At 60.0% G+C, this 26,435-nt stretch carries 24 protein-coding genes and 1 tRNA gene; 17 read left to right on the top strand and 8 right to left on the bottom strand.

Annotated features, from left to right (window positions below; genetic code table 11):
• Complete coding sequence (locus AB8B29_RS05630; RefSeq protein ID WP_047557854.1) at positions 1–831, bottom strand: SDR family NAD(P)-dependent oxidoreductase; 831 nt, start codon at positions 829–831, stop codon at positions 1–3.
• A 294-nt stretch (positions 832–1,125) separates the two neighbouring features.
• Here AB8B29_RS05630 and AB8B29_RS05625 point away from each other — a divergent pair, with 294 nt between their 5' ends.
• The 5 genes from AB8B29_RS05625 (at position 1,126) to AB8B29_RS05605 (ending at position 4,939) form a co-directional block, all read left to right on the top strand.
• Entirely contained in the window at positions 1,126–2,166 is a 1,041-nt protein-coding gene (locus AB8B29_RS05625; protein ID WP_037199887.1) for a cysteine synthase A, read from the top strand.
• A 4-nt stretch (positions 2,167–2,170) separates the two neighbouring features.
• Entirely contained in the window at positions 2,171–2,908 is a 738-nt protein-coding gene (locus AB8B29_RS05620; RefSeq protein ID WP_037199889.1) for an alanyl-tRNA editing protein, read from the top strand.
• Positions 2,909–2,969: 61 nt separating this feature from the next.
• Positions 2,970–3,827, top strand: coding sequence for a 3-mercaptopyruvate sulfurtransferase (sseA, locus tag AB8B29_RS05615; protein WP_037199890.1), 858 nt, complete (start codon positions 2,970–2,972; stop codon positions 3,825–3,827).
• Positions 3,828–3,829: 2 nt separating this feature from the next.
• Positions 3,830–4,396, top strand: a complete 567-nt coding sequence (locus AB8B29_RS05610) for a GNAT family N-acetyltransferase (protein ID WP_037199892.1) — start codon at positions 3,830–3,832, stop codon at positions 4,394–4,396.
• A gap of 69 nt (positions 4,397–4,465) precedes the next feature.
• On the top strand, positions 4,466–4,939 hold the full coding sequence (locus AB8B29_RS05605; RefSeq protein WP_037199893.1) for a DUF1203 domain-containing protein: 474 nt from the start codon (positions 4,466–4,468) through the stop codon (positions 4,937–4,939).
• A 128-nt stretch (positions 4,940–5,067) separates the two neighbouring features.
• Here AB8B29_RS05605 and ald read toward each other — a convergent pair whose 3' ends face one another.
• Positions 5,068–6,186: an alanine dehydrogenase gene (ald, locus tag AB8B29_RS05600; protein ID WP_037199895.1), complete on the bottom strand. Its 1,119-nt coding sequence runs from the start codon at positions 6,184–6,186 to the stop codon at positions 5,068–5,070.
• Positions 6,187–6,337: 151 nt separating this feature from the next.
• Here ald and AB8B29_RS05595 point away from each other — a divergent pair, with 151 nt between their 5' ends.
• Positions 6,338–6,799 carry an Lrp/AsnC family transcriptional regulator gene (locus tag AB8B29_RS05595; RefSeq protein ID WP_037199897.1) on the top strand — a complete coding sequence of 154 codons (462 nt, stop codon included), beginning with the start codon at positions 6,338–6,340 and terminating at the stop codon, positions 6,797–6,799.
• Positions 6,800–6,805: 6 nt separating this feature from the next.
• Here AB8B29_RS05595 and AB8B29_RS05590 read toward each other — a convergent pair whose 3' ends face one another.
• Positions 6,806–7,609: an endonuclease/exonuclease/phosphatase family protein gene (locus AB8B29_RS05590; RefSeq protein ID WP_439006211.1), complete on the bottom strand. Its 804-nt coding sequence runs from the start codon at positions 7,607–7,609 to the stop codon at positions 6,806–6,808.
• Positions 7,610–7,833: 224 nt separating this feature from the next.
• On the opposite strand from AB8B29_RS05590, the gene AB8B29_RS05585 reads away from it, so the two are divergent.
• On the top strand, positions 7,834–8,193 hold the full coding sequence (locus AB8B29_RS05585) for a PilZ domain-containing protein (RefSeq protein WP_037199900.1): 360 nt from the start codon (positions 7,834–7,836) through the stop codon (positions 8,191–8,193).
• A gap of 137 nt (positions 8,194–8,330) precedes the next feature.
• Complete coding sequence (locus AB8B29_RS05580; protein WP_113118293.1) at positions 8,331–10,319, top strand: bifunctional 2',3'-cyclic-nucleotide 2'-phosphodiesterase/3'-nucleotidase; 1,989 nt, start codon at positions 8,331–8,333, stop codon at positions 10,317–10,319.
• A 52-nt stretch (positions 10,320–10,371) separates the two neighbouring features.
• Here AB8B29_RS05580 and AB8B29_RS05575 read toward each other — a convergent pair whose 3' ends face one another.
• Positions 10,372–11,340, bottom strand: a complete 969-nt coding sequence (locus tag AB8B29_RS05575; protein ID WP_037199905.1) for a LysR family transcriptional regulator — start codon at positions 11,338–11,340, stop codon at positions 10,372–10,374.
• A gap of 137 nt (positions 11,341–11,477) precedes the next feature.
• Between AB8B29_RS05575 and AB8B29_RS05570 the strand changes: the two genes are divergently transcribed.
• A complete protein-coding gene (locus AB8B29_RS05570; protein ID WP_037199907.1) occupies positions 11,478–12,092 on the top strand; it encodes an FMN-dependent NADH-azoreductase in 615 nt (204 codons plus the stop codon).
• Between the two features lie 52 nt (positions 12,093–12,144).
• On the opposite strand, the gene AB8B29_RS05565 is transcribed toward AB8B29_RS05570, so the two are convergent.
• Complete coding sequence (locus AB8B29_RS05565; RefSeq protein ID WP_113118294.1) at positions 12,145–12,732, bottom strand: TetR/AcrR family transcriptional regulator; 588 nt, start codon at positions 12,730–12,732, stop codon at positions 12,145–12,147.
• 105 nt (positions 12,733–12,837) lie between these two features.
• Between AB8B29_RS05565 and AB8B29_RS05560 the strand changes: the two genes are divergently transcribed.
• The gene (locus tag AB8B29_RS05560; RefSeq protein WP_113118302.1) at positions 12,838–13,614 is read left to right on the top strand and encodes an SDR family oxidoreductase; all 777 of its coding nucleotides are present in this window, start codon (positions 12,838–12,840) and stop codon (positions 13,612–13,614) included.
• A gap of 232 nt (positions 13,615–13,846) precedes the next feature.
• Here AB8B29_RS05560 and AB8B29_RS05555 read toward each other — a convergent pair whose 3' ends face one another.
• On the bottom strand, positions 13,847–14,185 hold the full coding sequence (locus tag AB8B29_RS05555) for an HlyU family transcriptional regulator (RefSeq protein WP_439006209.1): 339 nt from the start codon (positions 14,183–14,185) through the stop codon (positions 13,847–13,849).
• 37 nt (positions 14,186–14,222) lie between these two features.
• Entirely contained in the window at positions 14,223–15,473 is a 1,251-nt protein-coding gene (gene ilvA / locus AB8B29_RS05550; RefSeq protein ID WP_113118295.1) for a threonine ammonia-lyase, read from the bottom strand.
• Between the two features lie 361 nt (positions 15,474–15,834).
• Between ilvA and AB8B29_RS05545 the strand changes: the two genes are divergently transcribed.
• Positions 15,835–16,176 (top strand): hypothetical protein, encoded by a 342-nt coding sequence (locus AB8B29_RS05545; protein WP_092573652.1) that lies wholly within the window; start codon positions 15,835–15,837, stop codon positions 16,174–16,176.
• A 112-nt stretch (positions 16,177–16,288) separates the two neighbouring features.
• A tRNA-Leu gene (locus AB8B29_RS05540) sits at positions 16,289–16,374 on the top strand.
• A 74-nt stretch (positions 16,375–16,448) separates the two neighbouring features.
• Here AB8B29_RS05540 and wrbA read toward each other — a convergent pair.
• The gene (gene wrbA / locus AB8B29_RS05535) at positions 16,449–17,048 is read right to left on the bottom strand and encodes an NAD(P)H:quinone oxidoreductase type IV (RefSeq protein WP_037199918.1); all 600 of its coding nucleotides are present in this window, start codon (positions 17,046–17,048) and stop codon (positions 16,449–16,451) included.
• Positions 17,049–17,288: 240 nt separating this feature from the next.
• Here wrbA and AB8B29_RS05530 point away from each other — a divergent pair, with 240 nt between their 5' ends.
• The 5 genes from AB8B29_RS05530 (at position 17,289) to AB8B29_RS05510 (ending at position 26,419) form a co-directional block, all read left to right on the top strand.
• Positions 17,289–18,062, top strand: coding sequence for a competence/damage-inducible protein A (locus tag AB8B29_RS05530; RefSeq protein WP_113118296.1), 774 nt, complete (start codon positions 17,289–17,291; stop codon positions 18,060–18,062).
• 115 nt (positions 18,063–18,177) lie between these two features.
• Positions 18,178–19,023: a universal stress protein gene (locus AB8B29_RS05525; protein WP_047557873.1), complete on the top strand. Its 846-nt coding sequence runs from the start codon at positions 18,178–18,180 to the stop codon at positions 19,021–19,023.
• Positions 19,024–19,342: 319 nt separating this feature from the next.
• The gene (gene gpt, locus AB8B29_RS05520) at positions 19,343–19,840 is read left to right on the top strand and encodes a xanthine phosphoribosyltransferase (RefSeq protein ID WP_037199984.1); all 498 of its coding nucleotides are present in this window, start codon (positions 19,343–19,345) and stop codon (positions 19,838–19,840) included.
• 766 nt (positions 19,841–20,606) lie between these two features.
• Positions 20,607–24,413: a vitamin B12-dependent ribonucleotide reductase gene (locus AB8B29_RS05515; RefSeq protein ID WP_047638003.1), complete on the top strand. Its 3,807-nt coding sequence runs from the start codon at positions 20,607–20,609 to the stop codon at positions 24,411–24,413.
• 383 nt (positions 24,414–24,796) lie between these two features.
• Complete coding sequence (locus AB8B29_RS05510; protein ID WP_113118297.1) at positions 24,797–26,419, top strand: ABC-F family ATP-binding cassette domain-containing protein; 1,623 nt, start codon at positions 24,797–24,799, stop codon at positions 26,417–26,419.
• Positions 26,420–26,435: the final 16 nt, after the last annotated feature.

The following is a 26,435-nucleotide window of genomic DNA, read 5'->3' as shown; positions in this document are numbered from 1 at the left end:
CTATTCCGCCGGATGCGGCGTTGCTCGCGTGTCGACTGACCGCCGTTTAGCGCCGCTCCCCAGAAAATATCTGACTACACGGAAATAGAGGCTATAGGGCAGCAGCTTCAAGAGCTTTGCCCGGTAAACGAGACTCTTCGGGAAGCAGATATCGAAAGCCGGGGATTTCAATCCGGCAGCGATCGCATCGGCCGCCTCGTTGGCGGACAGAATGCCCGGCATGGCGAATTTGTTCTTCGCCGTCAGCGGCGCTTCAACATAGCCGGGGGTCACAAGCTGGATATGGATGCCCATGCGATCGAGCTCGAAATTCAGGCTTTCCGCCATGTTGATCAAGGCAGCTTTGGTGGCGCCGTAAGCGGCACAGCCGGGAAGACCGGCATAACCCGCAACGGAAGAGACGATGGCGATCTGGCCATATCCTCTGGCCCGCATATGTCGCACCGCCGGAACGAGACAGTTGACGACACCATGGAGATTGACGGCAAAACTGCGGTCGAAAACCTCGTGGTTCAGATCCTCGCCGCGCGCCGGCAGATAGATGCCGGCATTGAGAACCGCCAAGGCAACAGCGCCGTGCTGATATTCGATCGCGGCGACGGTGTGCTCCATGTCTTCGGCCTGGGTCACGTCGCCATCGAGCACGACGATGCTGCCGGGAAGTTCGCTCGCCTCCGCCTGCAATGCCAAAAGCTTGTCGTGGCTGCGGGCCGTTACGGCCACTTTATACCCTTCGCCCGCCAGTTTCAGTGCCAGCGCTCGGCCCATGCCGGAACTGGCGCCGGTGATCCAGACGACTCCGTGTTCAGGACGCGCAATGAACGGGCTCATGGCTCTTCTCCTTGGCTGACGGCCGCCTACATCAAACACTCAACCGCGGCCGCCCGTAGCATTTTAGAAATAACGTATCATTGTGGCCGCTTTCGGCCAGTCTGTTGCCTTCGATGCGGAAATCTATGTCACCAACCAGGGACAAGTGAAGGGCCGCGACGCGTAGGCGATTAGTGTCGCCCAAGTTGAATTTTGCAGGCCGAACGAAGAGCGAGGAACAGAATTTCTTGCCTATGCCGCCTTGTGAAGGGAAAAGACCGTTCTTACAGTAGTCGTGAACAGAAGGCAGATTCCATGACCGTCCACCCCTCCGTCCTCGAAGCAATTGGCAATACGCCGCTGATCAAGCTCAAGGGCGCCTCCGAGGCGACGGGCTCGACCATTCTCGGCAAGGCCGAGTTCCTGAACCCCGGTCAGTCGGTCAAGGATCGCGCCGCGCTCTACATCATTCGCGATGCCGAGAAGAAGGGGCTGCTCAGGCCCGGCGGCGTCATCGTCGAGGGCACGGCAGGCAATACGGGTATCGGCCTCACGCTGGTCGCCAAGGCGCTCGGCTATCGCACGGTCATCGTCATTCCGGAAACCCAGAGCCAGGAAAAGAAGGATGCGCTTAAGCTGCTCGGCGCCGAGCTGGTCGAGGTCCCCGCGGTCCCCTACAAGAACCCGAACAATTATGTGAAGCTGTCCGGCCGGCTTGCCGAGCAATTGGCGAAGACGGAGCCGAACGGCGCGATCTGGGCGAACCAGTTCGACAACGTCGCCAACCGGCAGGCGCATATAGAGACGACCGCCAAGGAAATCTGGGCCGACACGTCAGGCAAGGTCGATGGCTTCATCTGCTCGGTCGGCTCCGGCGGCACACTGGCCGGCGTCGCCATGGGCCTGCATGCCTTCAACAAGGACATCAAGATCGGCATCGCCGACCCGGAAGGCGCTGCGCTCTATGAGTTCTACAAGAACGGCGAGTTGAAGTCCTCCGGCTCCTCGATCACCGAGGGCATCGGTCAGGGCCGCGTGACGGCCAATCTGGAGGGCTTTACTCCCGACTTCGCCTACCAGATCACCGATGCCGAAGCACTGCCCTACCTCTTCGACCTCGTCGAATACGAAGGCCTGTGCCTTGGCGGCTCGACGGCCATCAACATTGCCGGCGCCGTGCGTCTTGCCAGGGATCTAGGCCCAGGACATACGATCGTGACTGTTCTGTGCGATTACGGCAATCGCTATCAGTCCAAGCTCTTCAATCCGGACTTCCTGAAGTCGAAGGGCCTGCCGCTGCCCGCCTATCTTGAAAAGCGGGCGGATATTTCCGTCCCATACGAAACAATAGCGTGATCCCATGGCCGTGAATGCCCTCTACCGTGACGATTTCTACCTCTCGACCGCCGAAGCGGTCGTGACCGCGATCCACGAGGATGGGGGCATCGAGCTCGATCAGACCTGCTTTTACGCCACCTCCGGCGGCCAGCCGGGCGATACCGGTTTCTTCGAGCGCGCCGATGGCTCCAAGATCATGCTCGGCCAGACCAGGCACGGGCCGATCAAGGACATCATCATTCATGTGCCGCTCGAAGGCCAGGCGCAGCCCATCCTCGGCGAAAAGCTGGTGTTGCACGTCGACTGGCCGCGTCGCTACAAGCTGATGCGCATGCATACGGCCTGTCACTTGCTCTCGGTCGTCTGCCCCTATCCGATTACGGGTGCTGCGGTCGGCGAGGATGAAAGCCGGGTCGATTTCGACATGAGCGAGACGATCGACAAGGACGAGGTGACCGCCAGGATGATGGCGCTGGTCAACGAAAACCATCCCGTTTTCCTCCGGTGGATCACCGACGAGGAGCTGGCCGCCAATCCGGGTATCGTCAAATCCAAGAATGTGCGCCCGCCGATCGGCCTCGGCCGCGTCAGCCTTGTCTGCATCGGAGAGGACTCCGCCGTTGACAGCCAGCCCTGTGGCGGCACACATGTGTCGGAGACGCAGGAGGTCGGAGCGATTCACATCGCCAAGATCGAGAAGAAGGGCAAGGAAAACCGCCGTTTCCGCATCCGTTTCGGCGCCCCGACCGACGAAAACTGACGCCGGCAAGCGTCGATATCCCGACACCGAGATCAAGAAACCATAGCAGGGAGAGATCATCATGGCAGCGGACAAAAGCCGTTTCGTCGTATCCGCGGACTGGCTGCAGAGCGAGCTGGGTGCCAAGGACCTGCGCATCCTCGACGCATCCTTCTATCTGCCGGCGCAGAAGCGCAATGCCGATGCCGAATATGCCGGCGGCCATATTCCGGGCGCGATCCGCTTCGATCAGGACAAGATCGCCGATCACTCGACCAACCTGCCGCATATGGTGCCCTCGCCAGAGCTCTTTGCGGCAGAGGTCGGCAAGCTCGGCATCAGCGAGACCGATCGCATCGTCGTCTATGACGGCCCCGGCCTGTTTGCCTCGCCGCGCGTCTGGTGGCTGTTCCACATCGTCATGGGCGCGCCGAACGTCTTCGTGCTCGATGGAGGGCTCGACGGCTGGAAGGCCGAAGGTCGGCCGCTGGAAACGGCACTTCCGACATTCGAACCCGCAACCTTCAAGCCGAATTTCAATGGCAGCCGCGTCGTTGCGCTCGACGAGATGCGAGATATCGTCGACAGCCGTTCCCTGCAGATCGCCGATGCCCGCAGCGCCGGCCGCTTTGCCGCTGTGGAACCGGAACCGCGCGAAGGCATGCGCTCCGGCCACATGCCGGGCGCCAAGAGCCTGCCATCGGGCGTCTTCGCCACCAACGGCAAGTTCAAGTCGCTGCCCGAGCTGCGTGAGACCATAGAAAAGGCCGGCATCGATCTCGACAAGCCCGTCGTGACCACCTGCGGCTCCGGCATTACCGCCGCCATCATCACATTGGCGCTCGAATCGCTCGGCCACAGCGGCAACAAGCTCTACGACGGCTCATGGTCTGAGTGGGGCAGCCGCGCGGACACGCCAATCGCTACCGGTCAAGATTGAGCATGGCATCCGTGAAAACGCCTTCGTCGATCAAAGTCCACATCACCCGTCTGGAAATGACCGCGCCGCCCAAGACGAGCCTGGCGATGCCGGTCAATATTCAGACGGCTATCATGCGTGCGCCGGGCATTCCGCTGCCCTTCTATCGCTATCTCTACCGTCAGGTCGGGGCTCGCTGGCATTGGGTCGACCGGCTGCGCATGTCTGACGAGGAGCTGACGGCGATCCTTCACGATCAGCGCAACGATATCAGCGTGCTTTATGTCAACGGCGCTCCGGCCGGCTTCTTCGAATATTTCCGCCAGGACGAGGAAACCATCGAACTCAGCCATTTCGGCCTCATGGAGCATGCGCTCGGCCTCGGCATCGGCAAATGGTTCCTGCTCCAGTCGCTCTACGCCATATGGACGCTGAACCCGCAACGGATCATAACGACCACAAACGATCTCGATCATCCGCGAGCGCTTCAGCTCTACCAGATGTTCGGCTTTTCGCCGATTTCCACCGGCCAAGGCATTGTCAGGCCGTTGAGCGATAAAGAACTGCTGGAGTTCGCCAAGAACAACTAGCGGCAGGAATCGGGTGGCTTCGCGCGATGGCCTAAGGCATCACATGGTAAACGCCACAAGGAGATTTCCATGTCCACCATCGCCTTTTCCGCCATGCCGACATCCGACGCCGAAATGCTCTGGAACGGAGGCATGGACGCCTATGGTCACCAGCCGGAGACCATGACCTCCGACGGCCCCGGCCATCCCTGCCGCCATTGCCTGCGCAATATCGATGCCGGCGAGGAGCTTTTCGTCTTCGCTTATCGGCCCTTCCCTGAATTGCAACCCTATGCGGAGACCGGCCCGATCTTCCTGCACAAGACGCCCTGCAAACGCTACGAGGCGGCAGAAATCCTGCCGCCCGTGCTGGCGACCAGCCGGGATTTCATCGTGCGCGGCTATGGCAAGAACAACCGCATCGTCTACGGAACAGGTGCCGTGACACCGATCGGCGATATTCCCGCCTATGCCACATCGCTGCTCGAGCGCGCGGACATCGCCTATGTCCATGTCCGCTCGGCGCGCAACAATTGCTATCAGTGCCGCATAGACCGCGTATAACCCAACGGTTATGCGCTATTTAAATGCTACTGCGTCCTTTGCGCGCCAAAAGGGCGCGCGGCGCAGTAGAAAGAAGCGCCGGCATATGCTGATGCCGGCGCCTCCATCTGACGTGAGCGCGATGGGCTTTACGCTACGTTCAGGATGCTTTCGGGCGCGACGGCTTCATAGCCAAGCGCTTCGGCCACCGGCTTGTTGGTAATGCGGCCCTTGTGCACGTTGAGGCCATTTCGGAGGTGCTTGTCTTCGGCGATGGCGCGCAGACCGCGATCAGCCAATGCGAGGCCGTGATAGATGGTGGCGTTGTTCAAGGCATGCGCCGAGGTGACCGGAACCGCGCCCGGCATGTTGGCGACACAGTAATGCACAACGCCTTCGACCACGTAGGTCGGGTCCGAATGGGTTGTGGCATGCGAGGTTTCGAAGCAGCCGCCCTGATCGATGGCGACATCGACGATGACGGAGCCGCTCTTCATGCCCGACAGCATCTCACGCGTGACGAGCTTCGGCGCGGCGGCACCGGGGATCAAGACGGCGCCGATCACGAGATCGGCGGTGAAGACCTCCTCTTCCAGCGCCTGGATGCTGGAATAGCGCGTGTGGACGCGACCGTTGAAGATATCGTCCAGCTGGCGCAGTCGCGGCAGGGAACGATCGAGAATGCTGACATCGGCGCCGAGGCCGGCCGCCATCTTTGCGGCATGCAGACCGACCACACCGCCGCCGATGATGGCGACCTTGGCCGGCAGCACACCCGGCACGCCCCCGAGCAGGATGCCGAGACCGCCATTGGCCTTCTGCAACGCCGTCGCGCCCGCCTGGATCGATAGACGGCCGGCGACCTCGGACATCGGCGCCAGCAACGGCAGGCCGCCGCGCTCATCGGTGACGGTCTCATAGGCGATGGCGGTTACGCCGGAGGCGAGCAGGCCCTTGGTCTGCTCAGGATCGGGTGCCAGATGCAGATAGGTGTAGAGAAGCTGGCCGTCGCGAAGCTGCGCCCATTCGGAGGGCTGCGGCTCCTTGACCTTGACGATCATGTCGCACTTCTCGAAAATATCCTTGGCGCTTGCAGCGATCTTGGCGCCGGCGGCGGCATAGGCATGGTCATCGGCGCCGATGCCGGCACCGGCCTTCGTCTCGACCCAGACCTCGTGGCCGTGGGCGACATATTCACGAACGGATGCCGGCGTCAGGCCAACGCGATATTCGTGGTTCTTGATTTCCTTCGGGCAACCAACGCGCATTTCATTCCTCCTCGAATGCTTTTGCGTATGCAATTTCTCCAAGGGAAATCAGACCACCTCCGCCCTGAAATGTCCTTGCAAAGACGATTTGCGTTACGGTCATTTTTCGTGATTTATTGCGCGGATAAGAGTTTTTTCGAAAGATCTTCGAATGTCCGACCTTGACGCCATAGATCATTCGATTCTGCGGATGCTGCAGCAGAACGCGCGGATCACCAATGCGGAACTGGCCGAAAAGGTCGGCCTTTCGCCATCAGCCTGCTCGCGCAGGCTCGATATTCTCGAAAAGAACGGCGTCATCGACGGCTATCACGCGCACCTGTCGCACAAGGCGCTGGACTACAAGATGATCGCCATCGTGCACATCTCGCTATCCGGCCAGTTCGCCAAGACGCTTTCGGAATTCGAAACGGCGGTGAAGCGCTGTCCGAATGTGCTCGCCTGCTATCTCATGTCGGGCGAATACGACTACATATTGCGCGTCGCCGCGCGGGACCTCGAGGACTATGAGCGCATCCATCGCGATTGGCTCTCTGCGCTGCCGCATGTCGTTAAGATCAATTCCAGCTTTGCCCTGCGCGAAATCATCGACCGGCCGAATGTCGGTCTCTGATCCCAGTCAGCGCAGGTCCAGCAGCAATGCGCGGTGATCGGAAACTTCAGGTTCGGCCACGGGGTCGAAATTGATCACCTCGATATCCGGCGTTACCAGCATGTAGTCGGCAAAGCGCGGCTCCTTGCGATAGTGGGAGGTGCGGGTGTCGCCATGTCCCCGCGAGGTGATGAGATCGACAAGCCCCAGGCTGCCGAGGATTTCGAATGTAACGCTGCCCGGCAGCACGTTGAAATCGCCGCAGACGACCAGTCGCTCGCCATCCTGCCAGACCTGGCGGATAAGCTCGACCAGTGCGTCCGCCTGATGGCGGCGCGCTGGCGTATCGCCCTTGCCTTCGATATCTCGCAGGCCATGCATCTGGGCGATCGTGATCGGGTAGCCGTGCTCGTAGTCGAAGAGGCGAATGCAATGCGCGTTGCGCGACCGCGGATGCGGTCCCCACCCATCGGCCGAGAATTCGCCATGGATGAAACCCACGGCTTGGCCGATGATCGGATAGGTCCTGCGCACAAAGGTCGCCAGCCCGAATTCGGACTGCAGCCGCCGATCGCCGTCGAAGAGATCGCCGCGCGCAACGGGCGAGAAGAACGCATCATGGGCCGGCAAAGCGGCCTTCAGCTCCTCGAAGAGATTGGCCCGCTGCAGGAGCTCGACGCCGTGGTCGCGATAAACAAGCCATTCGGATTCGGCATCGAGTGTCCGAACCACTTCCTGCAGGCACAACACATCCGCATCGATATCGACGAGGTAGGGCATCAACGGCTCATGCAGCCGGCCGCCCCATGCATTCAAGGAAACGATGCGCAATATCCTGTGCCCTCTCCAATAGCTGTATCCAAATCGCCGGTCGCGCGCAGGCCGACCAACATCGGAAAATCTGCCAGGCCTTTCTGGAGCCTCCAAGGCAATCCCCTGATCGCGTGGTACCGATTCGGGACGCTCGGCTACAATTTTAGCGGTTACCCTCAGAATCTTTCAATGCTTGCATGCTATGCAAAGACTGAAAAAGATGTCCGAACCGGAATAACACCATGCAGCCCTTTTCGAAATCTCTCGTTCAAGGCAACCTGAAGATCAAGTCGCGAGGTTCGCCGCGCCATTATGCCCGGCTGACGGGTCAAGTCCGATATTTCACCAAGCTTGCTGCAGGACGAGTCGTCAACATTTCCGCCAGAGGAATCGCTCTCGATCTGCAGTCGCCGCTCTATGCGGCCGCAGGCAGCAAGGTTCGCGTCGAATGCGACGATATCGGTTTGCTGGACGGTTTCGTGCGCTGGGCCCATAATGGCCGCATTGGCATCGAGTTCGATCGCTCGTCCAACGCGTCGGCAAAGGTCGCTTCCTATTTCCGCTTTTTCCACAAGGACATAAAGCCGGTTCTGAAACGCTGACCGCATGCGGGCGCTCTCTGAAGCGCGGTCACAATAAGCCTGTCACATTCCTGGTGCACACCTTCGAAAATCGTCCTAATCTCCCTCGCCCGAGAGATGATCGAGGGACCATAGCCCCATCGTAGAAGGAGTCTTCCATGTCTTCCATTCTGGATTTGCCCAGTATGTCGCGCCGTACCCTGCTGCAAGGCCTCAGCGCCACTGCGGCGCTGATCGTGCTGCATCCCTTTGCAGCTCGCGCGGCCGGCAATCAGGCGCATCTGCGTCTCATGGAAACGACGGATATTCACGTCAACGTCTTCCCTTACGACTACTATGCCGACAAGCCGAATGACACGATGGGCCTGACGCGCACCGCGACGATCATCGATAACATTCGCGCGGAAGCCACCAATTCGCTGCTGATCGACAATGGCGACGTGCTGCAGGGCAATCCGATGGGTGATTACATGGCCTATCAGCACGGCATGAAGGACGGCGACGTCCATCCGGTCATCAAGGCGATGAACACACTCGGCTACGAAGTCGGCACGCTCGGCAACCACGAATTCAACTACGGCCTCGACTTCATGTTCAAGGTGCTGGCCGGCGCGAACTTCCCCTTCGTCTGCGCCAACCTGACCAAGGGCCAACTCGCTTCCGACCCGACAAAGGACGATCTGTTCTTCAAGCCCTACCGGATCATTGAAAAGAAGATCAAGGACGGCGCCGGCAACGAAAGCCCGGTCAAGATCGGCTTCATCGGCTTCGTACCGCCGCAGATCATGCTTTGGGACATCAAGAACCTCGAGGGCAAGGCGCAGACGCGCGATATCGTCGAAGCCGCCAAGGCCTGGGTGCCGGTCATGAAGGCCGAGGGTGCCGACATCGTCATCGCTCTCTCGCATTCCGGCATCGACGGCAGCGCCCCGTCCGACAAGATGGAAAACGCCTCGCTCTACGTCGCCGCCGTTCCCGGCATCGACGCCGTTTTCACCGGCCACCAGCATCTCGTCTTCCCCGGTCCGAAGACCTGGGACGGCATCAAGGACGCCGATCCGGTCAAGGGCACGCTGCACGGCAAGCCCGCCGTCATGGCCGGCTTTTGGGGCTCACACCTCGGCCTGATCGACCTGCTTCTCGAAAAGGACGGCAACAGCTGGAAGATCGTCGATTTCACCTCCGAGGCGCGGCCGATCTACCATCGCGACGACAAGAAGAAGGTCATCGCCGACGTCGCCGACAAGAAGGAAGTGGTGGAAGCAGCCAAGGCCGAGCATGAAGCGACGCTGACCTACGTCCGCACGCCGGTCGGCAAGACTTCGGCGCCGCTCTACTCTTATTTTGCGCTCGTTGCCGACGATCCGTCGGTGCAGATCGTCAGCCAGGCACAGGTCTGGTACATCAAGCAAATGCTGAAGGAGACGCAGTACAAGGACCTGCCGGTGCTTTCGGCGGCGGCTCCCTTCAAGTGCGGCGGCCGCAACGGCGTCGACTACTACACAGACGTTCCTGCCGGCAATATCGCCATCAAGAACGTTGCCGATCTCTATCTCTATCCGAATACGGTGCAGGCGGTCGTCATCAACGGCGCGCAGGTGAAGAACTGGCTGGAAATGTCGGCGGCGATGTTCAACCAGGTGCAATCGGGCGCCAAGGATGTCGCTCTGCTCAACGACAGCTTTCCGTCCTACAACTTCGACGTCATCGACGGCGTCACCTATCAGATCGACGTGTCGCAGCCGCGCCGCTTCAGCGATGACGGCAAGCTCCTCAACGCCGATGCAAACCGCATCCAGAACCTGCAATTTGATAGCAAGCCGATCGATCCCGCCCAGAAATTCGTGGTAGTCAGCAACAACTACCGCGCCGGCGGCGGCGGCAATTTCCCGGAAATCGGAGCCGACAAGGTCATCTACAAGGCCCCGGACACCAACCGCGACGTCATCGTCCGTTATGTCCATGAACAGGGCACGATCAACCCGACCGCCGACGGCAACTGGACCTTCAAGCCACTCCCGGGCACCACCGTCCTATTCCCAAGCTCACCCAAGGCTAAGGACTTCCTAGCCGAGGTAAAGAGCGTGAAGATCGAGGACGCCGGCGAAGGTACGGACGGGTTCAATAATTTCCGGCTGGTTCTTTAATCGGTTACACCATTCCACACATGAAAATGGGCGCCTCAGAGGGCGCCCATTTTCATTCCGCCGCCAGCTGGTTTTCGTCAGGGCGGAACACGTCTATGGCAGCCTTGAAATCCACCCGGTCCGGGCATTGCGACAGGCGGTCGCGGAAGGCCTCAATCATCCAGGCCGCCGCAGGACCCGGGGGATTGGAGAGCTTGCGAACTGCATAGATCGGATATTCGCCCTGCTCATAGGCGTCGAGGTCGAGATGCACGAGCCGGCCCTTTTGCAGGTCTTCATAGATCAGCGACGCCGGCAGCCCGCCCCAGCCGAGGCCGCCGCGGATTAGCTGATGCTTGGTCGCGATATCGCTGAGGTGCCAGATCTTGTAGGACAGGACATTGAAATCCCGGCCCTTGGTGAGGTTCGAAGCATCGGTGACGACCAGTTGCACCTCTTCTCGCACGTCGGCGAGGGTCAGCGGCCGTCTGATCTGGGCAAGTGGATGGCTAGGTGAGGCGACCGGCATCATGAAGGAGTGGCCGAGGCGCTCGATCACCATGGAATCGTCCTGCTTTATGACCGCGCCGCCGATTCCGATCGTCGATTTGCCGCTGGCGACCAGCTCCATCATCGTGCCGAGCTCGCCGGCATCAAGCCGCAGCGAGACGGACGGGAAGCGATCACGGAACTCTCTCAGGACGTCGACCGTGGCATTGGTCGGCACCATGACGCTGATGGCGACGGCGACCTCCGCCTCGAGCCCGGTCTTCAGGCCCTTGACCCTGGCGCGCATCACCTGGAGATCGGAGAGAATGCGGCGCGCATCCTCGAGCATCACCCTGCCCGCATCGGTCAGCTTCGGCTGGCGTGAGCCAGAGCGCTCGAACAGCGGCATTTCAAGCTGCGCCTCGAGATTGGCGATCGTATAGCTGATCACCGACTGCGCGCGGTTGAGCACGCGCGAAGCCGCGGAGAAACTGCCGGATTCGGCAACGGTCAGAAAAACCTGCAATTGGTCAAGCGTTGGATTGGGAAGCATGGGCTATCCATTTTATCGATCATTCCAATCCATATTATCACAGTTTTTCTCGATAGCACTGAAGACTTATCTATGGACGCGAAACATGGCCGAACTTCCCACCCGGCTATCGCAACCCATTGACAAGGAACACTAACATGTCCTCCATTTTGCTTCTGACATCCAGCCCGCGGTCCGATTCCCTCTCCACCAAGATCGCGACCGAGCTTGCCGACAAGATCAAGGCCCAGAACCCGGGCAAGACGATCGTTCACCGCGATCTGTCGTCCGCTCCCCTGCCGCATATCGATGAGCTTTTCACCGGCGCCATCCGCACGCCAGCCGAAGCCCGCACGGCTGAACAGGCCGAAGCCGTCAAGGTTTCCGACGCGTTGGTCGACGAATTGCTTGCCGCCGACACGCTGGTCATCGGCACCGGCCTCATCAACTTCAACATCTATTCCTCGTTGAAGACCTGGATCGACAACATCGCCCGCGCCGGCCGCACCTTCACCTACACGGAAACCGGCCCGAAGGGCCTGGCGACCGGCAAGAAGGCCTATATCGTGCTGGCATCCGGCGGCGTTTATTCCGAAGGCCCGGCCGCTCCGCTGAACCACGCCGTTCCCTACCTGAAGTCGGTTCTCGCTTTCATCGGCATTACTGAAGTCGAGACCGTCTATATCGAAGGCATTGCTTTCGGTCCGGAAGCAGTCGAGAAGGCAATCGGTGCTGCTCAGGCCCGCGCAGCCGAGCTGGCGCTCGCCGCCTAATCGACAGCAGCTTGCAGATATTCGAGGCGGTCGGCATTTGCCGGCCGCCTTTCTATTTTGTCCCGCCGTTCGGCAGATCCTTCACGAACTGCTTTACGGTCTCCAGAATTTCTTTCGAAAATGCCTCGTCGTTGGCCACCCGCGCTAGCCCCAGCGCGCCGGTCATGAGGCAGGATGCGATGATCGCCTTCTGTCGCGCTTCGCGTGTTTCCGGCTCAGGCATACGCGCGGTCATCGCTTCGAAATTCTTCCGCAGCCCTTCCGTCGCGATCGCGCGGACGGCGTCGCCGCTGCGGGCCATATCTGCCGTCAGGGCGGCATAGGCGCAACCCTCGCCGCAATGATCCCGATGACGCTCGCTGAGATAACTGTCCACGTAGGCGTCCAGCGGAATACTTGCCGGATCGATGCCTTTTTCCTCTTGATGCTTCCGCCAGGATCCAACGGCCGATTCCACCGCTTCCGCCACCAACTCGTCGCGGGAAGCAAAGTGCTTATAAAAGCCGCCGACGGTCAGCCCGGCTTCCTTCATCAGATCGGCGACGCCGATCCCGTCCAATCCTTCCTCCCGCAGCCGCTTAGCGGCAAGCGCGACGATGCGTTCGTGCGTCTTCTGCTTTTCCAATTGCGAACGGCCCATCGAGAATCCTTTCCGCTTAGCCTTGACAAAATGGATTACGAGCATAATCCTTATAGAGAACGATCATAATCCAGATCGTGAGAAAAGCCAACAGGAGCTATGAACATGCGTCTCAAGAACAAGGTCGCCGTCGTTACCGGCGGGAACAGCGGCATCGGCCTCGCCACCGCCCGGCTCTTCCTTGCCGAAGGTGCCAAGATCGTCATCACCGGCCGCAATCCGCAGACCCTTGCAGCCGCCGCCGAGGAGCTTGGCGGCAACGTGCTGGCCCTGCGGGCCGACACGACAGACATCCCGGCGATGGAGAAGGCCTTCGCCGAGGCAGCACAGAAGCTTGGCAAGTTCGATATCGTCTTCGCCAATGCCGGAATTGGCGGCGAGACCGCGCTCGGCAAGACCACGCTCGAGCAATTCGAATCCATCGTGCGCATCAATTTCACCGGCGTATTCTTCACGGTGCAGGCAGCGCTGCCCTATCTGAACGATGGTGGTTCGGTGATCCTGAACGGCTCCGTGCATGCCGTGCTCGGAATTCCCGGCTATTCTGCCTATGCAGGCACGAAGGGCGCCGTTCGTGCCATGACCCGCAACCTGGCGTCAGAGCTTGCTCCGCGCGGCATCCGCGTCAACCAGGTCACGCCGGGAGCGACCAAGACGCCGATCTGGAATTCGCGGGCAGCAACGCCGGAAGCTATGGACGCACTGGAGGCCCGTTTCGGCGGCCTGAGCCCGCTCGGCCGCATGAGCGAAGCCGATGAGATCGCCAAGGCCGCACTCTATTTCGCATCGGACGATTCCGCCAACGTCACGGCGATCGAAATCACGGTCGATGGCGGCGCCGTCAACGCCCCCTCGGGCGCCAAGATATTCCGCACGGCCTGAGCCAAGAATCTAGCCAGGCGCCCGCCCGGTGCGGGTTGCGCCGCGAAATCATGAGTAAGGCCGCCGGAAGCGTAAAGCACGAGGCGGCCTTTCCTTTTCAGGGATACGACGGCGCATCTCAGAATTCCGATTGCCGCGACATGTACATTTGCCATGCTTCGACTTTGGATTAAGGCAGCGCCTCGCCTTCAATATCTCTCTGGAGAAAGATAGATTGCCGCGGCGCCTGAGATCAGACTTGTCGGACCTTTTCGCCGTCGCCGAACAGCGATGCGCCGTTCTGATCGATGATCTGCTGCGCCTTGCGGAAGGTCGATTCCACGGCATCGTCCGACGAGGTGAAAACATCGGCGCGGATGAAGTTGCGCACCAGGATCTCGCCGTTCACATCATTCTCGATCCGGCCCATGAGCCGGAACTGATTGCCCTCGCGCTGCGGCGTGGCATAGATCGTGCAGCCGGCATGCACCTGGGGCTCGGCGCTGACAGTGGAGCTGGCAGACTTTTCAGCGCCCGCCTGCGACGCGCCGCCGGTGAAGATCGAAAGGATATTTGAAAAGAACGAAGCCATGGATCGCCTTTAGCATGAAGGTTGCAGGGTCGCAAAGTCAAATGATCAGGTTTGCCAGGATGTCGTTTTCGGTGATGTCTTCATACCCCATGCCGGAACTTTCGAAATTCGCGATAAGCTGTTTGAAATTATCCGGATTCTTCGTCTCGATGCCGATCAGGATAGAGCCGAAATTGCGGGCGCTCTTCTTTAGATATTCGAAGCGGGCGATATCATCTTCAGGCCCGAGCATGTTGAGGAAATCCCTCAATGCGCCAGGGCGCTGCGCCAGACGCAGGATGAAATATTTCTTCAGCCCGGCATAGCGCATGGCGCGCTCCTTGACGTCGGGCAGGCGTTCGAAATCGAAATTGCCGCCGGAGACGACGGCGACGATGGTCTTGCCGCGGATGCTCTCACGATCCAGGGTCTCCAGCGCGGTGATCGCCAAGGCGCCGGCGGGCTCCAGCACGACGCCTTCGACGTTCAGCATATCGGTGATGGTCACGCAGATGGCGTTTTCGTCGATGAGTTTGACTTGCTCGGCAGCAAACCCTTTCAAAGCGGCGAAGTTCAGATCGCCGATACGGCCGACCGCGGCACCATCGACGAAATTGTCGACTTTGGTCAGCGTCACCACCTTCCCCGCCTCGATGCTGCGCCTGAGGCTCGGCGCGCCGGCGGGCTCGGCGAAGACAAAGGCATCGCGGGCGAGCCGATCGGCAAAATAGCTGGTGATGCCGGCGGCCAGACCGCCGCCGCCGACAGGCAGAAGAATGCGGTCGGCCACGACGCCATCAGGCAGTTGCTCGGCGATCTCGGCCGCGACGGTCGCCTGCCCCTCGATAATATCGACATGATCGAAAGGCGGCACCATGACGCCATCGATCTTTTCGACATGATCGCGCGCGGCCTGATAGCATTGGTCGAAGAAATCGCCGAAGAGCTTGATGGTGATGAATTCGCCGCCGAATATGCGGGTCTTGTCGATCTTCTGCTGCGGCGTCGTCACAGGCATGTAAACCACGCCCGGCACGCCGAAATGCCGGCAGACGAAGGCAAAGCCCTGGGCATGATTGCCGGCGGACGCGCAGACGAAGGTCTTTCCCGTTCCTCCTTCGGCAATCACCTTGCGGAAGAAATTGAAGGCGCCGCGGATCTTGTAGGAGCGCACCGGCGTCAGATCCTCGCGTTTCAGCCAAATGTCCGCGCCGTAGCGAGCGGAAAGATGCTCGTTCAGTTGCAACGGCGTTACGGGGAAGAGACCACGCATGGCCTCGGTGGCTTTGAGAACAGTCTGTTTGTCCACGGCTATCCGTCCTTCTTCACAATCCGCCTTCGCTATGACACAGGAAATATGAGTCAAGAAAGCCTGTTTATCGCGGTTTCAGACCTGCCGACACGATATTGCCGAGATACCGGGCGTCGAAGATATATGCCTCCTGCCGTCATATCCCCCAAAATCTGTGAATTGACAGCGCGGACTTGCCTGTCTCCAATACGGGACAGCCATCATGATGATGGTTAGAGGCCCGCCCTAGTACCGACACTCGGCTCCGGCGGGCTTCGCTTGTTAGGCACAGTGCAGAACTCACCTAATAATTCCATTTACAGTTGAAAAATCGCGCAAAAGATGCTTATCCCGGCCTCATCCAAGGGAGACCATCATCATGCGCTTTATCCGCTTGCTTTCCATTGCTTTCACCCTCGCCGCGCTGGCTTCCTGCACATCGCAGGAGCAAACCTTCGAGAAGAGCATCCCGATCATGAAGGAAAGCCCGAGCGCCCGTGCGCAAGTCATCGCCAAATGCCTGTCGCAGCACCTACCGCCGGAAACGCTGGATCAAATCGCGTTTTATGTGAGATCGCAAAGAAGCGAAGCAAAGCGGCTCTTTTGTCAGCGGCTGATGACAGGCGTAGTTTCCGGAAGAATAAGCTACGCCGATTTCAAAGCCATGTTCCAGCAGAAAAAGGTGACCCCGGCGCTCGTCGCCGTTCTCAAGGGGCGCTAAGCTGATCGACGCCGAATGATCCCTATGCGGCGGCGGACCAATGTAAGTTGGTCCGCCATTGCAAAAACATTTCCTTGACTGAATCGCTCAAGTGCTTGAAGGGGAAAGACACGCGGACGTGGCGAAACTGGTAGACGCAAGGGACTTAAAATCCCTCGGCCTTTGGCTGTACGGGTTCGACCCCCGTCGTCCGCACCAAAGATAAACCCCTATATGCTCGACGAAAAAGGCGCAGCTTTCGCCGCGCCTTTGTTCAATGCACAAAACTCGAATTAAGCGAAAAGCTTGGCCGCGATCTTGGCGACATGGGCACCCTGGAACTTTGCCGCTTCCAGCTCGATTTCGGAAGGCTGACGCGAGCCGTCGCCATTGGTGATGGTGGAAGCGCCGTAGGGCGAGCCGCCCTTGACTTCCTCGGTGCCCATCTGGCCCTGGAAGGCATAGGGAAGGCCGACAACAACCATGCCCTGATGCAGAAAGGTCGGGATGAAGCCGAGAATGGTCGATTCCTGGCCACCGTGCTGGGTGGCGGACGAGGTGAAGGCCGAGCCGACCTTGCCGACGAGCTTGCCGGCGAACCAGAGGCCGCCGGTCTGATCCCAGAAATTGCGCATCTGCGAGGCAACCGTGCCGAAACGCGTGCCGGCGCCGACGATGATCGCATCATATTCGGCCAGTTCGTCCGGCGTTGCGATCGGCGCTTCCTGGTCGACCTTGAAGTAGGAGGCCTTTGCAACCTCTTCCGGCACCAGTTCGGGCACGCGCTTGACGGTGACTTCGGCACCGGCGGACTTTGCGCCCTCCGCGACGGCATAGGCCATCGTCTCGATATGACCGTAAGCGGAATAATAAAGAACCAGAACCTTAGCCATGAACGTCTCCTGTCTGTTGGACGCGTTAAGTATCGGAGCAAGTTTTATCAGCGATGAGACGGGCGCGCAGCCCCCATGCCCGGAACGCACTGTTCATCCTCTATAGACGAAAATTCACTTGCGCGGCCTCAAGCCGACTACCCGGGACTGTGAAAACGACCGTTTGCATTCGCGAAAAACGGCGCTACCTATTTCGAACCTTTTGCGAACGCGCCGCTGCGCAATTTCACGGATGTTTTCATGACAAACGAAACTATTGTCACCGCCGCCATGCTGGCCATCGGCGACGAGCTGCTCTCCGGCCGGACGAAGGACAGGAATATTGGCCATCTCGCCGATGTCCTGCTGCTTGCCGGCATCGATCTGAAGGAGGTTCGTATCGTCGCCGATGATGAAGACGCCATCGTATCGGCGTTGAATGCTTTGCGCGGCACGTATGATTATGTCTTCACCTCAGGCGGCATCGGCCCGACCCATGACGATATTACCGCCGACGCCATCGCCAAGGCATTCGGCGTGCCCTGCGAGCACGATGCCGAGGCCATGCGGCTGATGGCTGAGATGTATGCCAAGCGCGAGATGGAATTCACCGAGGCCCGCCAGCGCATGGCGCGCATGCCTGTCGGATCGAAACACATCGCCAATCCGGTCTCGACAGCACCGGGCTTCAACATCGGGAACGTCTATGTGATGGCCGGCGTGCCGCAGGTTTTCCAGGCGATGCTCGACAATGTCATACCGACGCTTCGGACCGGCGTGCGCATGCTTTCGACGGCGATTGCCTGCCCTTACGGCGAAGGTGAGATCGGCACGCCGCTCGGCATCATCCAGAAAGCCCATCCGGATACCAGCATCGGTTCCTATCCGCGCTATGTCGGCCAGTCCTTCTCGACCGAAATTGTCGTCAGAGCCCGCTCCGCCGAGCTGGTTGAAAATGTCGCGGCGGAAGTGCGCGCGATGATCGAGACCATTCGACAGTCGAAAGCCAAGGACAATCAGTCCGCCCAGGCATGACGTTCAACGATGGCGTGCATTTTATCGGGGAACCAGGAACGGGTTCAGCGCATTATTTCGATGCGGAATGCTGATATAATGAAGCGATCCAACCCTCCGCATGGGAGATCACGTCATGTCCTATAAAACCCTGGTGACCGTTCTCGACAATCCCGACAACACGCGCATCGCCGCCGATTTTGCGGCGGCGTTCGCCAAGGAGTATGGCGCCCACATTGTTGGCCTGCATGCGGAAATCATCTCGACCGTGCCGCTCGTGGCGCCGATGGAAATCCCGGATCCCGTCGCCGTGCAGGCGCTTCAGGATGTCGCCCATAGCCAGGCGGTCGAAATCGAGCGGCTGTTTCGCACGAAAATGGAGGGGGCCGGCCTCGACTATGAATGGCGCAGCTTTACCAGCACCGTTGGCTACGGCACCGAGCCCTTGATCGAAAGTGCCCGCAGCGCCGACCTGCTGGTTGCCGTGCAACCGGACCCGGCGAAATATTCCGACAACCAGGTCGATGTCGAAACCTTCCTGTTCGATAGCGGCCGCCCGGTACTGTTGATCCCCTATATCCTGCGCACGCCGAAACCCGTGCGTCGCGTGCTGATCGCCTGGAACGGCTCCAAGGAGGCGGCGCGCGCCACCTTCGATGCCCTGCCTTTCCTGAAGGCCGCCGATTCCGTGGAAATTCTTTCGGTCAGCACATCCGAGAGAGAGACCCACCCCTCGAAGGAAAGCGGCGTTCAGATTGCGGCGGCGCTGACGCGCCACGGCGTTCGCGCCAAATTCGAAACGGCGGCCTGCACCGGCAAGTCCACGCCATCGCAAGTCATCGAAAATCGCCTTGCCGACAACAGCATCGATCTGCTCGTCATGGGCGCCTATACGCATTCCTGGCTCTGGCAGATGATCTTCGGCGGCACGACGCGGACATTGCTGCAATCCATGACGGCGATGACGCTTCTGGCCCGCTGATCGGCTTTGCAGCTTAAACCGAAGGGTTCTCCACTGGAAACTGCACCGCTTCGCTGCATGGCGGCTATTGCCTTTTGACCGCAAATCCAGCAGAAAGCAGCGACCGATGACAGAATTCCCGTCAGGGAACCGTTCGCGCGGTCCATGGAACATGATCCCGAAAGGCATATCGCTCTTTTCTGGATGAAATCCTGTTCAAGTCGATATCAAGCGAATCGCGTTCCGGATTTGGTTCATGGTCCGCGCCCGCCGCGGGGGTCTGCTCAGGGTCGCCGGTAGCGCCGGCGCGTCGTTATTCCATGCCCCGGAGCCTGCTGCCATGTCCCTTCCTGATAAAGCCTTTCCCGTATCCTGGGATCAGTTCCATCGCGATGCCCGCGCGCTTGCCTGGCGGCTTGCCGGCCTCAATCGCGAATTCAAGGCGATCGTCTGTATCACCCGCGGCGGCCTCGTACCGGCCGCCATCATCTCGCGCGAACTCAATATCCGCGTGATAGAGACCGTCTGCGTCGCCTCCTATCACGACTACACAAGCCAGGGGGAGATGAACCTTCTCAAGGGCGTTGCGCCGGAACTGGCGGTCGACGGCGGCGAAGCAGTCCTCGTCATCGACGATCTGACCGATACCGGCAAGACGGCCGTCGAAGTCCGCGCCATGCTGCCGAAGGCGCATTTCGCCTGCGTCTACGCCAAGCCCAAGGGCGTGCCGACCATCGACACCTTCATCACCGAGGTAAGTCAGGACACCTGGATCTACTTCCCCTGGGACATGGGCTTCACCTATCAGGAGCCGATCGCCAAGGGTCATCGCGGCTGAATTCCGTCGCGAGCCGCGCGAATCAGCAATGATTCTGTCCGCTGGACAAAAGCGGGACTCGACCTGTGGTAATAGAGGTGGGCGCTGCGGCGCCCACTATATTTAGTGGAGGCCAGACGATGAGAACATGTGCGATTCAAGGCTTTCCCAGCGAATCATAAGACACCACGGCATGCTTTTGCCTCGTCGCCAATGGTTTCAGGGTCACGGTCACAATATTGTCGCGTTTGACCCCTGCAGTAATGGATTTCATCGCATCCCCGATCCAGCGATGGGCGAACGTCCGCCTCCAAGCTGTTGAATCCTTTGATCTCCTGACATTTCCCCAGTTTCCACAGCCAAGCCCACAAGATATTGTGGTTAACAATCCATTTCAAACCACCCCTTGACGAAAACGGGTCTTTCAAAGTTAATGGACGACGTTGCGGCGGCGACTGGACCGGATGTAATTACGAGGGCTGGTCCTCAACTCGAAATCGGATTTGGATTCAGGGCGATGCACCATGATTGGTGGCCGCCGTGAGGGTTTTTGTGCCGATATCGATGCTGCCAAAAAATGTGTGCGGGGACTGGCGGCAATAAGCTGTTAATACTATATTTAGTGTTTACAGCCACCATCACCACAAGATACAGGAAGGCATCTCCGGATGACACCTCCTGTCAGAAAGCGGATTGAAGACTGGCTGCGCGTTGAAATCGCGAGGCCGGATTAGGATTTTTGCGCCCTGCTCTCTCATGGGCGCGCCAACGAACGAGGATTGGGACCATGCGCATCGAACGTCGCTTTACGAAGGCCGGTCAGTCGCCCTACGCGGATATCGAATTCCGCAAAGCGACCAGCGAGATCAAGAACCCCGACGGCTCGGTCGTGTTCCGCCTCGAGAATATCGATGTGCCCGCACAGTTCTCGCAGGTTGCCGCCGACATTCTGGCGCAGAAGTACTTCCGCAAGGCCGGCGTGCCCGCCAAGCTGAAACGAGTCGAGGAAAACGACGTTCCTTCATTCCTGTGGCGCTCCGTGCCCGATGAAGCTGCCATGAAAGACCTTCCAAAGGAGAGCCAGACTGGCTCCGAAACCGACGCGCGCCAGGTTTTCGACCGTCTGGCCGGCACCTGGACCTACTGGGGCTGGAAGGGCGGCTATTTCTCGACCGAGGAAGACGCCTCCGCTTTCCAGGACGAACTCGCTTATATGCTTGCCACCCAGCGCGTCGCGCCGAACTCTCCGCAGTGGTTCAACACCGGCATGCACTGGGCCTACGGCATCGACGGCCCCGGCCAGGGCCATTTCTATGTCGACCCCTTCACCGGCAAGATCACCAAGTCGAAGTCGGCCTATGAGCATCCGCAGCCACATGCCTGCTTCATCCAGTCCGTCGAGGACGACCTCGTCAACGAAGGCGGCATTATGGACCTGTGGGTTCGCGAAGCCCGCCTCTTCAAATACGGCTCCGGCACCGGCTCGAACTTCTCGCTGCTGCGCGGCGAAGGCGAAAAGCTGTCCGGCGGCGGCCGTTCCTCCGGCCTGATGAGCTTCCTGAAGATCGGCGACCGCGCTGCAGGCGCCATCAAGTCAGGCGGCACGACCCGCCGCGCCGCCAAGATGGTCGTCGTCGACATCGACCACCCGGATATCGAGGAATACATCAACTGGAAGGTCAAGGAAGAGCAGAAGGTTGCCGCTCTCGTGACCGGCTCGAAGATCGTCGCCAAGCACCTGAAGGCGATCATGAAGGCCACGGTCAATTGCGAAGGCGACAACGACAATTGCTTCGATCCGGCCAAGAACCCTGCCCTGAAGCGCGAAATCCGCGCCGCCAAGAAGGATCAGGTTCCGGAAAACTACGTCCAGCGCGTCATCCAGTTCGCTCGCCAGGGCTACAAGGATCTCGAGTTCAAGACCTATGATACCGACTGGGATTCGGAAGCCTATCTCACCGTATCGGGCCAGAACTCCAACAACTCGGTCTCGATCAAGGACGACTTCCTGCGCGCCGTCGAGAACGATGGCGACTGGAACCTGACGGCACGCAAGGACGGCAAGGTCATCAAGACGCTGAAGGCCCGCGACCTCTGGGAATCGATCTCCTATGCCGCGTGGGCATCGGCCGACCCGGGCCTGCATTTCAACACGACGATGAACGACTGGCACACCAGCCCGGCTGCCGGCCCGATCCGCGCATCCAACCCGTGCTCGGAATACATGTTCCTCGACGACACCGCCTGCAACCTTGCTTCGCTGAACCTGATGACCTTCAAGGACGCGGCGACGAAGCGCATCAACATCGCCGATTACGAACATGCCGTCCGCCTCTGGACCGTCGTTCTCGAAGTCTCCGTGATGATGGCGCAGTTCCCGTCGCGCCGGATCGCCGAGCTTTCCTATGAATATCGCACGCTCGGCCTCGGCTACGCCAACATCGGCGGACTGCTGATGTCGTCCGGCATTCCCTATGATAGCGACGAAGCCCGCGCCATCGCCGGCTCGCTGACCGCGATCATGACCGGCGTCGCCTATGCGACCTCGGCCGAAATGGCCTCCGAACTCGGGACATTCCCGATGTTCAAGCCGAATCGCGAGAATATGCTGCGCGTCATCCGCAACCACCGTCGCGCCGCCTACGGCGAGACCTCAGGCTATGAGGGCCTGTCGGTCAATCCGGTGGCGCTGATCCACTCCGAGAACCCGGACAAGGATCTCGTTGCCCATGCCAAGGCTGCCTGGGACAAGGCGCTGGAACTCGGCGAGAAGCATGGCTACCGCAATGCCCAGGCAACCGTGATCGCGCCGACCGGCACGATCGGCCTCGTCATGGATTGCGATACGACCGGCATCGAGCCCGACTTCGCGCTGGTGAAGTTCAAGAAGCTCGCCGGCGGCGGCTATTTCAAGATCATCAACCGTGCCGTTCCGGAAGCGCTGCGTGCACTCGGCTATTCCGAAAGCCAGCTCGCCGAGATCGAGGCCTATGCCGTCGGCCATGGCAACCTGAACCAGGCTCCGGCCGTCAACCCCTCGACGCTGAAGGCCAAGGGCTTTACAGACGAGAAGATCGACGTCGTCAACGCTGCCCTCAAGAGCGCCTTCGACATCAAGTTCGTCTTCAACCAGTGGACGCTCGGCGCCGACTTCATGAAGGGCGTGCTGAAGGTTTCCGACGAGCAGATGGCCGACATCAGCTTCAGCCTGCTTGACCATCTCGGCTTCTCCAAGAAGGACATCGAGGCCGCCAACATCCATGTCTGCGGTGCGATGACGCTCGAAGGCGCGCCGTTCCTGAAGAACGAGCACCTCGCCGTCTTCGATTGCGCCAATCCCTGCGGCAAGATCGGCAAGCGCTACCTTTCGGTCGAAAGCCATATCCGCATGATGGCGGCTGCCCAGCCCTTCATCTCCGGCGCCATCTCCAAGACGATCAACATGGCGAACGAAGCAACCGTCGAGGATTGCAAGAACGCATATATGCTGTCCTGGAAGCTCGGCCTGAAGGCGAACGCGCTCTATCGCGACGGCTCCAAGCTCAGCCAGCCGCTGAACGCCTCTCTGATCGAGGACGACAGCGACGAGGATGCGATGGAGGAATTCCTGCAGGCTCCGGCTGCCGCCCAGGCCGTCACCATCACCGAGAAGATCGTTGAGCGCGTGATCGAAAAGGTCATACGGACACAGGAGAAGCTGCCGGGTCGCCGCAAGGGCTACACCCAGAAGGCCAAGATCGGCGGACACACGATCTTCCTGCGCACCGGCGAATATGACGATGGCCGCCTTGGCGAAATCTTCCTCGACATGAACAAGGAAGGTTCGGCGCTACGCGCCTTCATCAACAACTTCGCGATCTCGGTCTCGCTCGGCCTGCAGTACGGCGTGCCGCTCGAGGAATATGTCGACGCCTTCACCTTCACCAAGTTCGAGCCGGCCGGCATCGTCACCGGCAACGACGCGATCAAGAACGCCACGTCGATCCTCGACTATGTGTTCCGTGAACTGGCCATCTCCTATCTCGGCCGTCACGACCTCGCCCATGTCGATACGTCCGACTTCAACAACACGGCGCTTGGCCGCGGCGTATCGGAAGGCAAGGCCGATGTCTTCTCCAAGGGCCTGACCCGCGGCTACAAGCCGACGCTGGTTCCAACATCAGGCGAGCGCTCCGCAGCCGAGGTGAAGGGTGCTGCCACGGCCGCCCCGGCACGCGCCGCCTCGCTCGCGACCGTCACGGCTTTTGCCGGCAACACGGTGCGCAAGCTGGAACCGGCGACCGCCATCTCCACCTCCGAAGTCGTCGCCTTCAAGCGTGACTATGAGGAGCGCGCCAAGGAACTGGCCGAAGAGATTGCGGAAGAAGTTGTCAGCGAAGTCGCCGAATCCACTGGCCTCTTCACCGACAAGGCTGCGAGCGACGCAGCCGCTGCGAAGACGGAAGCCAAGAAGCTCGAATCCGAACGCCGCGCCCGCTCCATCATGCAGGGCTACACCGGCAACATGTGCACGGAATGCCAGAACTTCACGATGGTGCGGAACGGGACTTGCGAGAAGTGCGATACCTGCGGCGCGACGAGCGGCTGCAGCTGAGCGCCTCGATTTAATTAGTTGTCTAATGGGCCCCGCACGAAAGTCGCGGGGCCTATTGTATATTTCCCTCAGCCACTTTCACGTCCGGATGACGTCAATTCAGGGTGATACCCTCAGCCGCCGTCATATATCCAGAACTTGTGGTTCGTCCTGTCGTATTGCATGGGCACCACGCCGTTTACGGCAGATGGTACGCCCGCAGGAGCTCCATTCGTCGCAGAGATGTGGAGAAGGCCGCTGGCGGATCGTTGATCGGGCGTGAATTTCATTACGCAGCCGCTGCGCGGGCACACATCCTGCGATCACATGGCTAAAAACCTGCGACAGAGCCGCCAACCCGTGGCATAAGGCCCCGAAACTTATTCCTTGGGCCTCTCGTAGACATGATCCGTATAGAAAACATCAGTAAGCAGAACAGCCATCGCATCCTCTTCATCGAGGCGTCCGCAGCACTCAACCGGGGCGAGAGTGTCGGGCTCGTCGGCCCCAATGGCGCCGGCAAGACGACGCTTTTTCGGATGATCACCGGACAGGAACAGCCCGATGAGGGGCAAGTCTCGGCCGACAAGGGCGTCACCATCGGTTACTTCAACCAGGATGTCGGCGAGATGGCAGGCCGCAGCGCCGTCGCCGAAGTAATGGAAGGAGCCGGGCCTGTGAGCATTGTCGCCGCAGAATTGCGCGAGCTCGAAGCAGCCATGGTCGATCCCGATCAGGCTGACGATATGGACAGGATCATCGAACGCTATGGCGAGGTGCAGGCGCGCTACGAGGAGCTTGACGGCTATGCGCTGGAAGGCCGCGCCCGCGAAGTGCTTGATGGCTTGAGCTTCAGCCAGGAGATGATGGACGGCGATGTCGGCGCGCTTTCGGGCGGCTGGAAGATGCGCGTGGCGCTGGCCCGCATTCTCCTGATGCGCCCCGACGTCATGTTGCTCGACGAACCGAGCAACCATCTGGATCTCGAAAGCCTGATCTGGCTGGAGTCCTTCCTGAAGGGCTACGAGGGCGCATTGCTGATGACATCGCACGACCGCGAGTTCATGAACCGCATCGTCACCAAGATCATCGAAATCGATGGCGGCAACCTGACCAGCTATTCGGGCGACTATGAGTTCTATGAGCAGCAGCGCGCCCAGAACGAGAAGCAGCAGCAGGCGCAGTTCGAGCGCCAGCAGGCGATGCTTGCCAAGGAAATCAAGTTCATCGAGCGCTTCAAGGCGCGCGCCTCGCACGCGTCGCAGGTGCAGAGCCGCGTGAAGAAGCTGGAGAAGATCGATCGCGTCGAGCCGCCGAAACGGCGACAGACGGTCGCCTTCGAATTCCAGCCAGCGCCGCGCTCCGGCGAAGACGTGGTCAACCTGAAAAACGTCCATAAGAAATACGGCAGCCGCATCATCTATGAAGGGCTTGATTTCATGGTGCGGCGTAAAGAGCGCTGGTGCATCATGGGCATCAACGGCGCCGGCAAGTCCACCCTGCTGAAGCTGGTGGCAGGCTCGACGCAGCCGGACGAAGGCAGCGTCGCCTTGGGCGCCAGCGTCAAGATGGGTTATTTCGCGCAGCACGCCATGGATCTTCTCGATGGCGAGCGCACAGTGTTTCAGCAGCTCGAACACGATTTCCCGCAGGCGGGCCAAGGGCCGCTGCGCGCACTCGCCGGATGCTTCGGCTTCTCCGGCGACGATGTCGAGAAGAGATGCCGCGTGCTGTCGGGCGGCGAGAAGGCGCGGCTTGTCATGGCGATCATGCTCTTCAACCCGCCGAACCTCCTCGTGCTGGACGAACCCACGAACCATCTGGATCTCGACACGAAGGAAATGCTCATCAAGGCACTGTCGCAATACGAGGGCACCATGCTGTTCGTCTCGCACGACCGGCATTTCCTCGCAGCGCTCTCCAATCGCGTGCTGGAACTGACGCCCGAGGGCGTTCACCAATATGGCGGCGGTTATACGGAATATGTGGCGCGCACCGGCCATGAGGCGCCCGGCCTGCATAGCTGACACCCCTGCAAAGCCG

Origin of the sequence: Rhizobium sp. 11_C7_N12_5 (assembly GCF_051811145.1) — a bacterium.
GTDB lineage: Bacteria > Pseudomonadota > Alphaproteobacteria > Rhizobiales > Rhizobiaceae > Rhizobium > Rhizobium lusitanum.
This window is presented reverse-complemented; position numbering and strand designations above follow the sequence as displayed.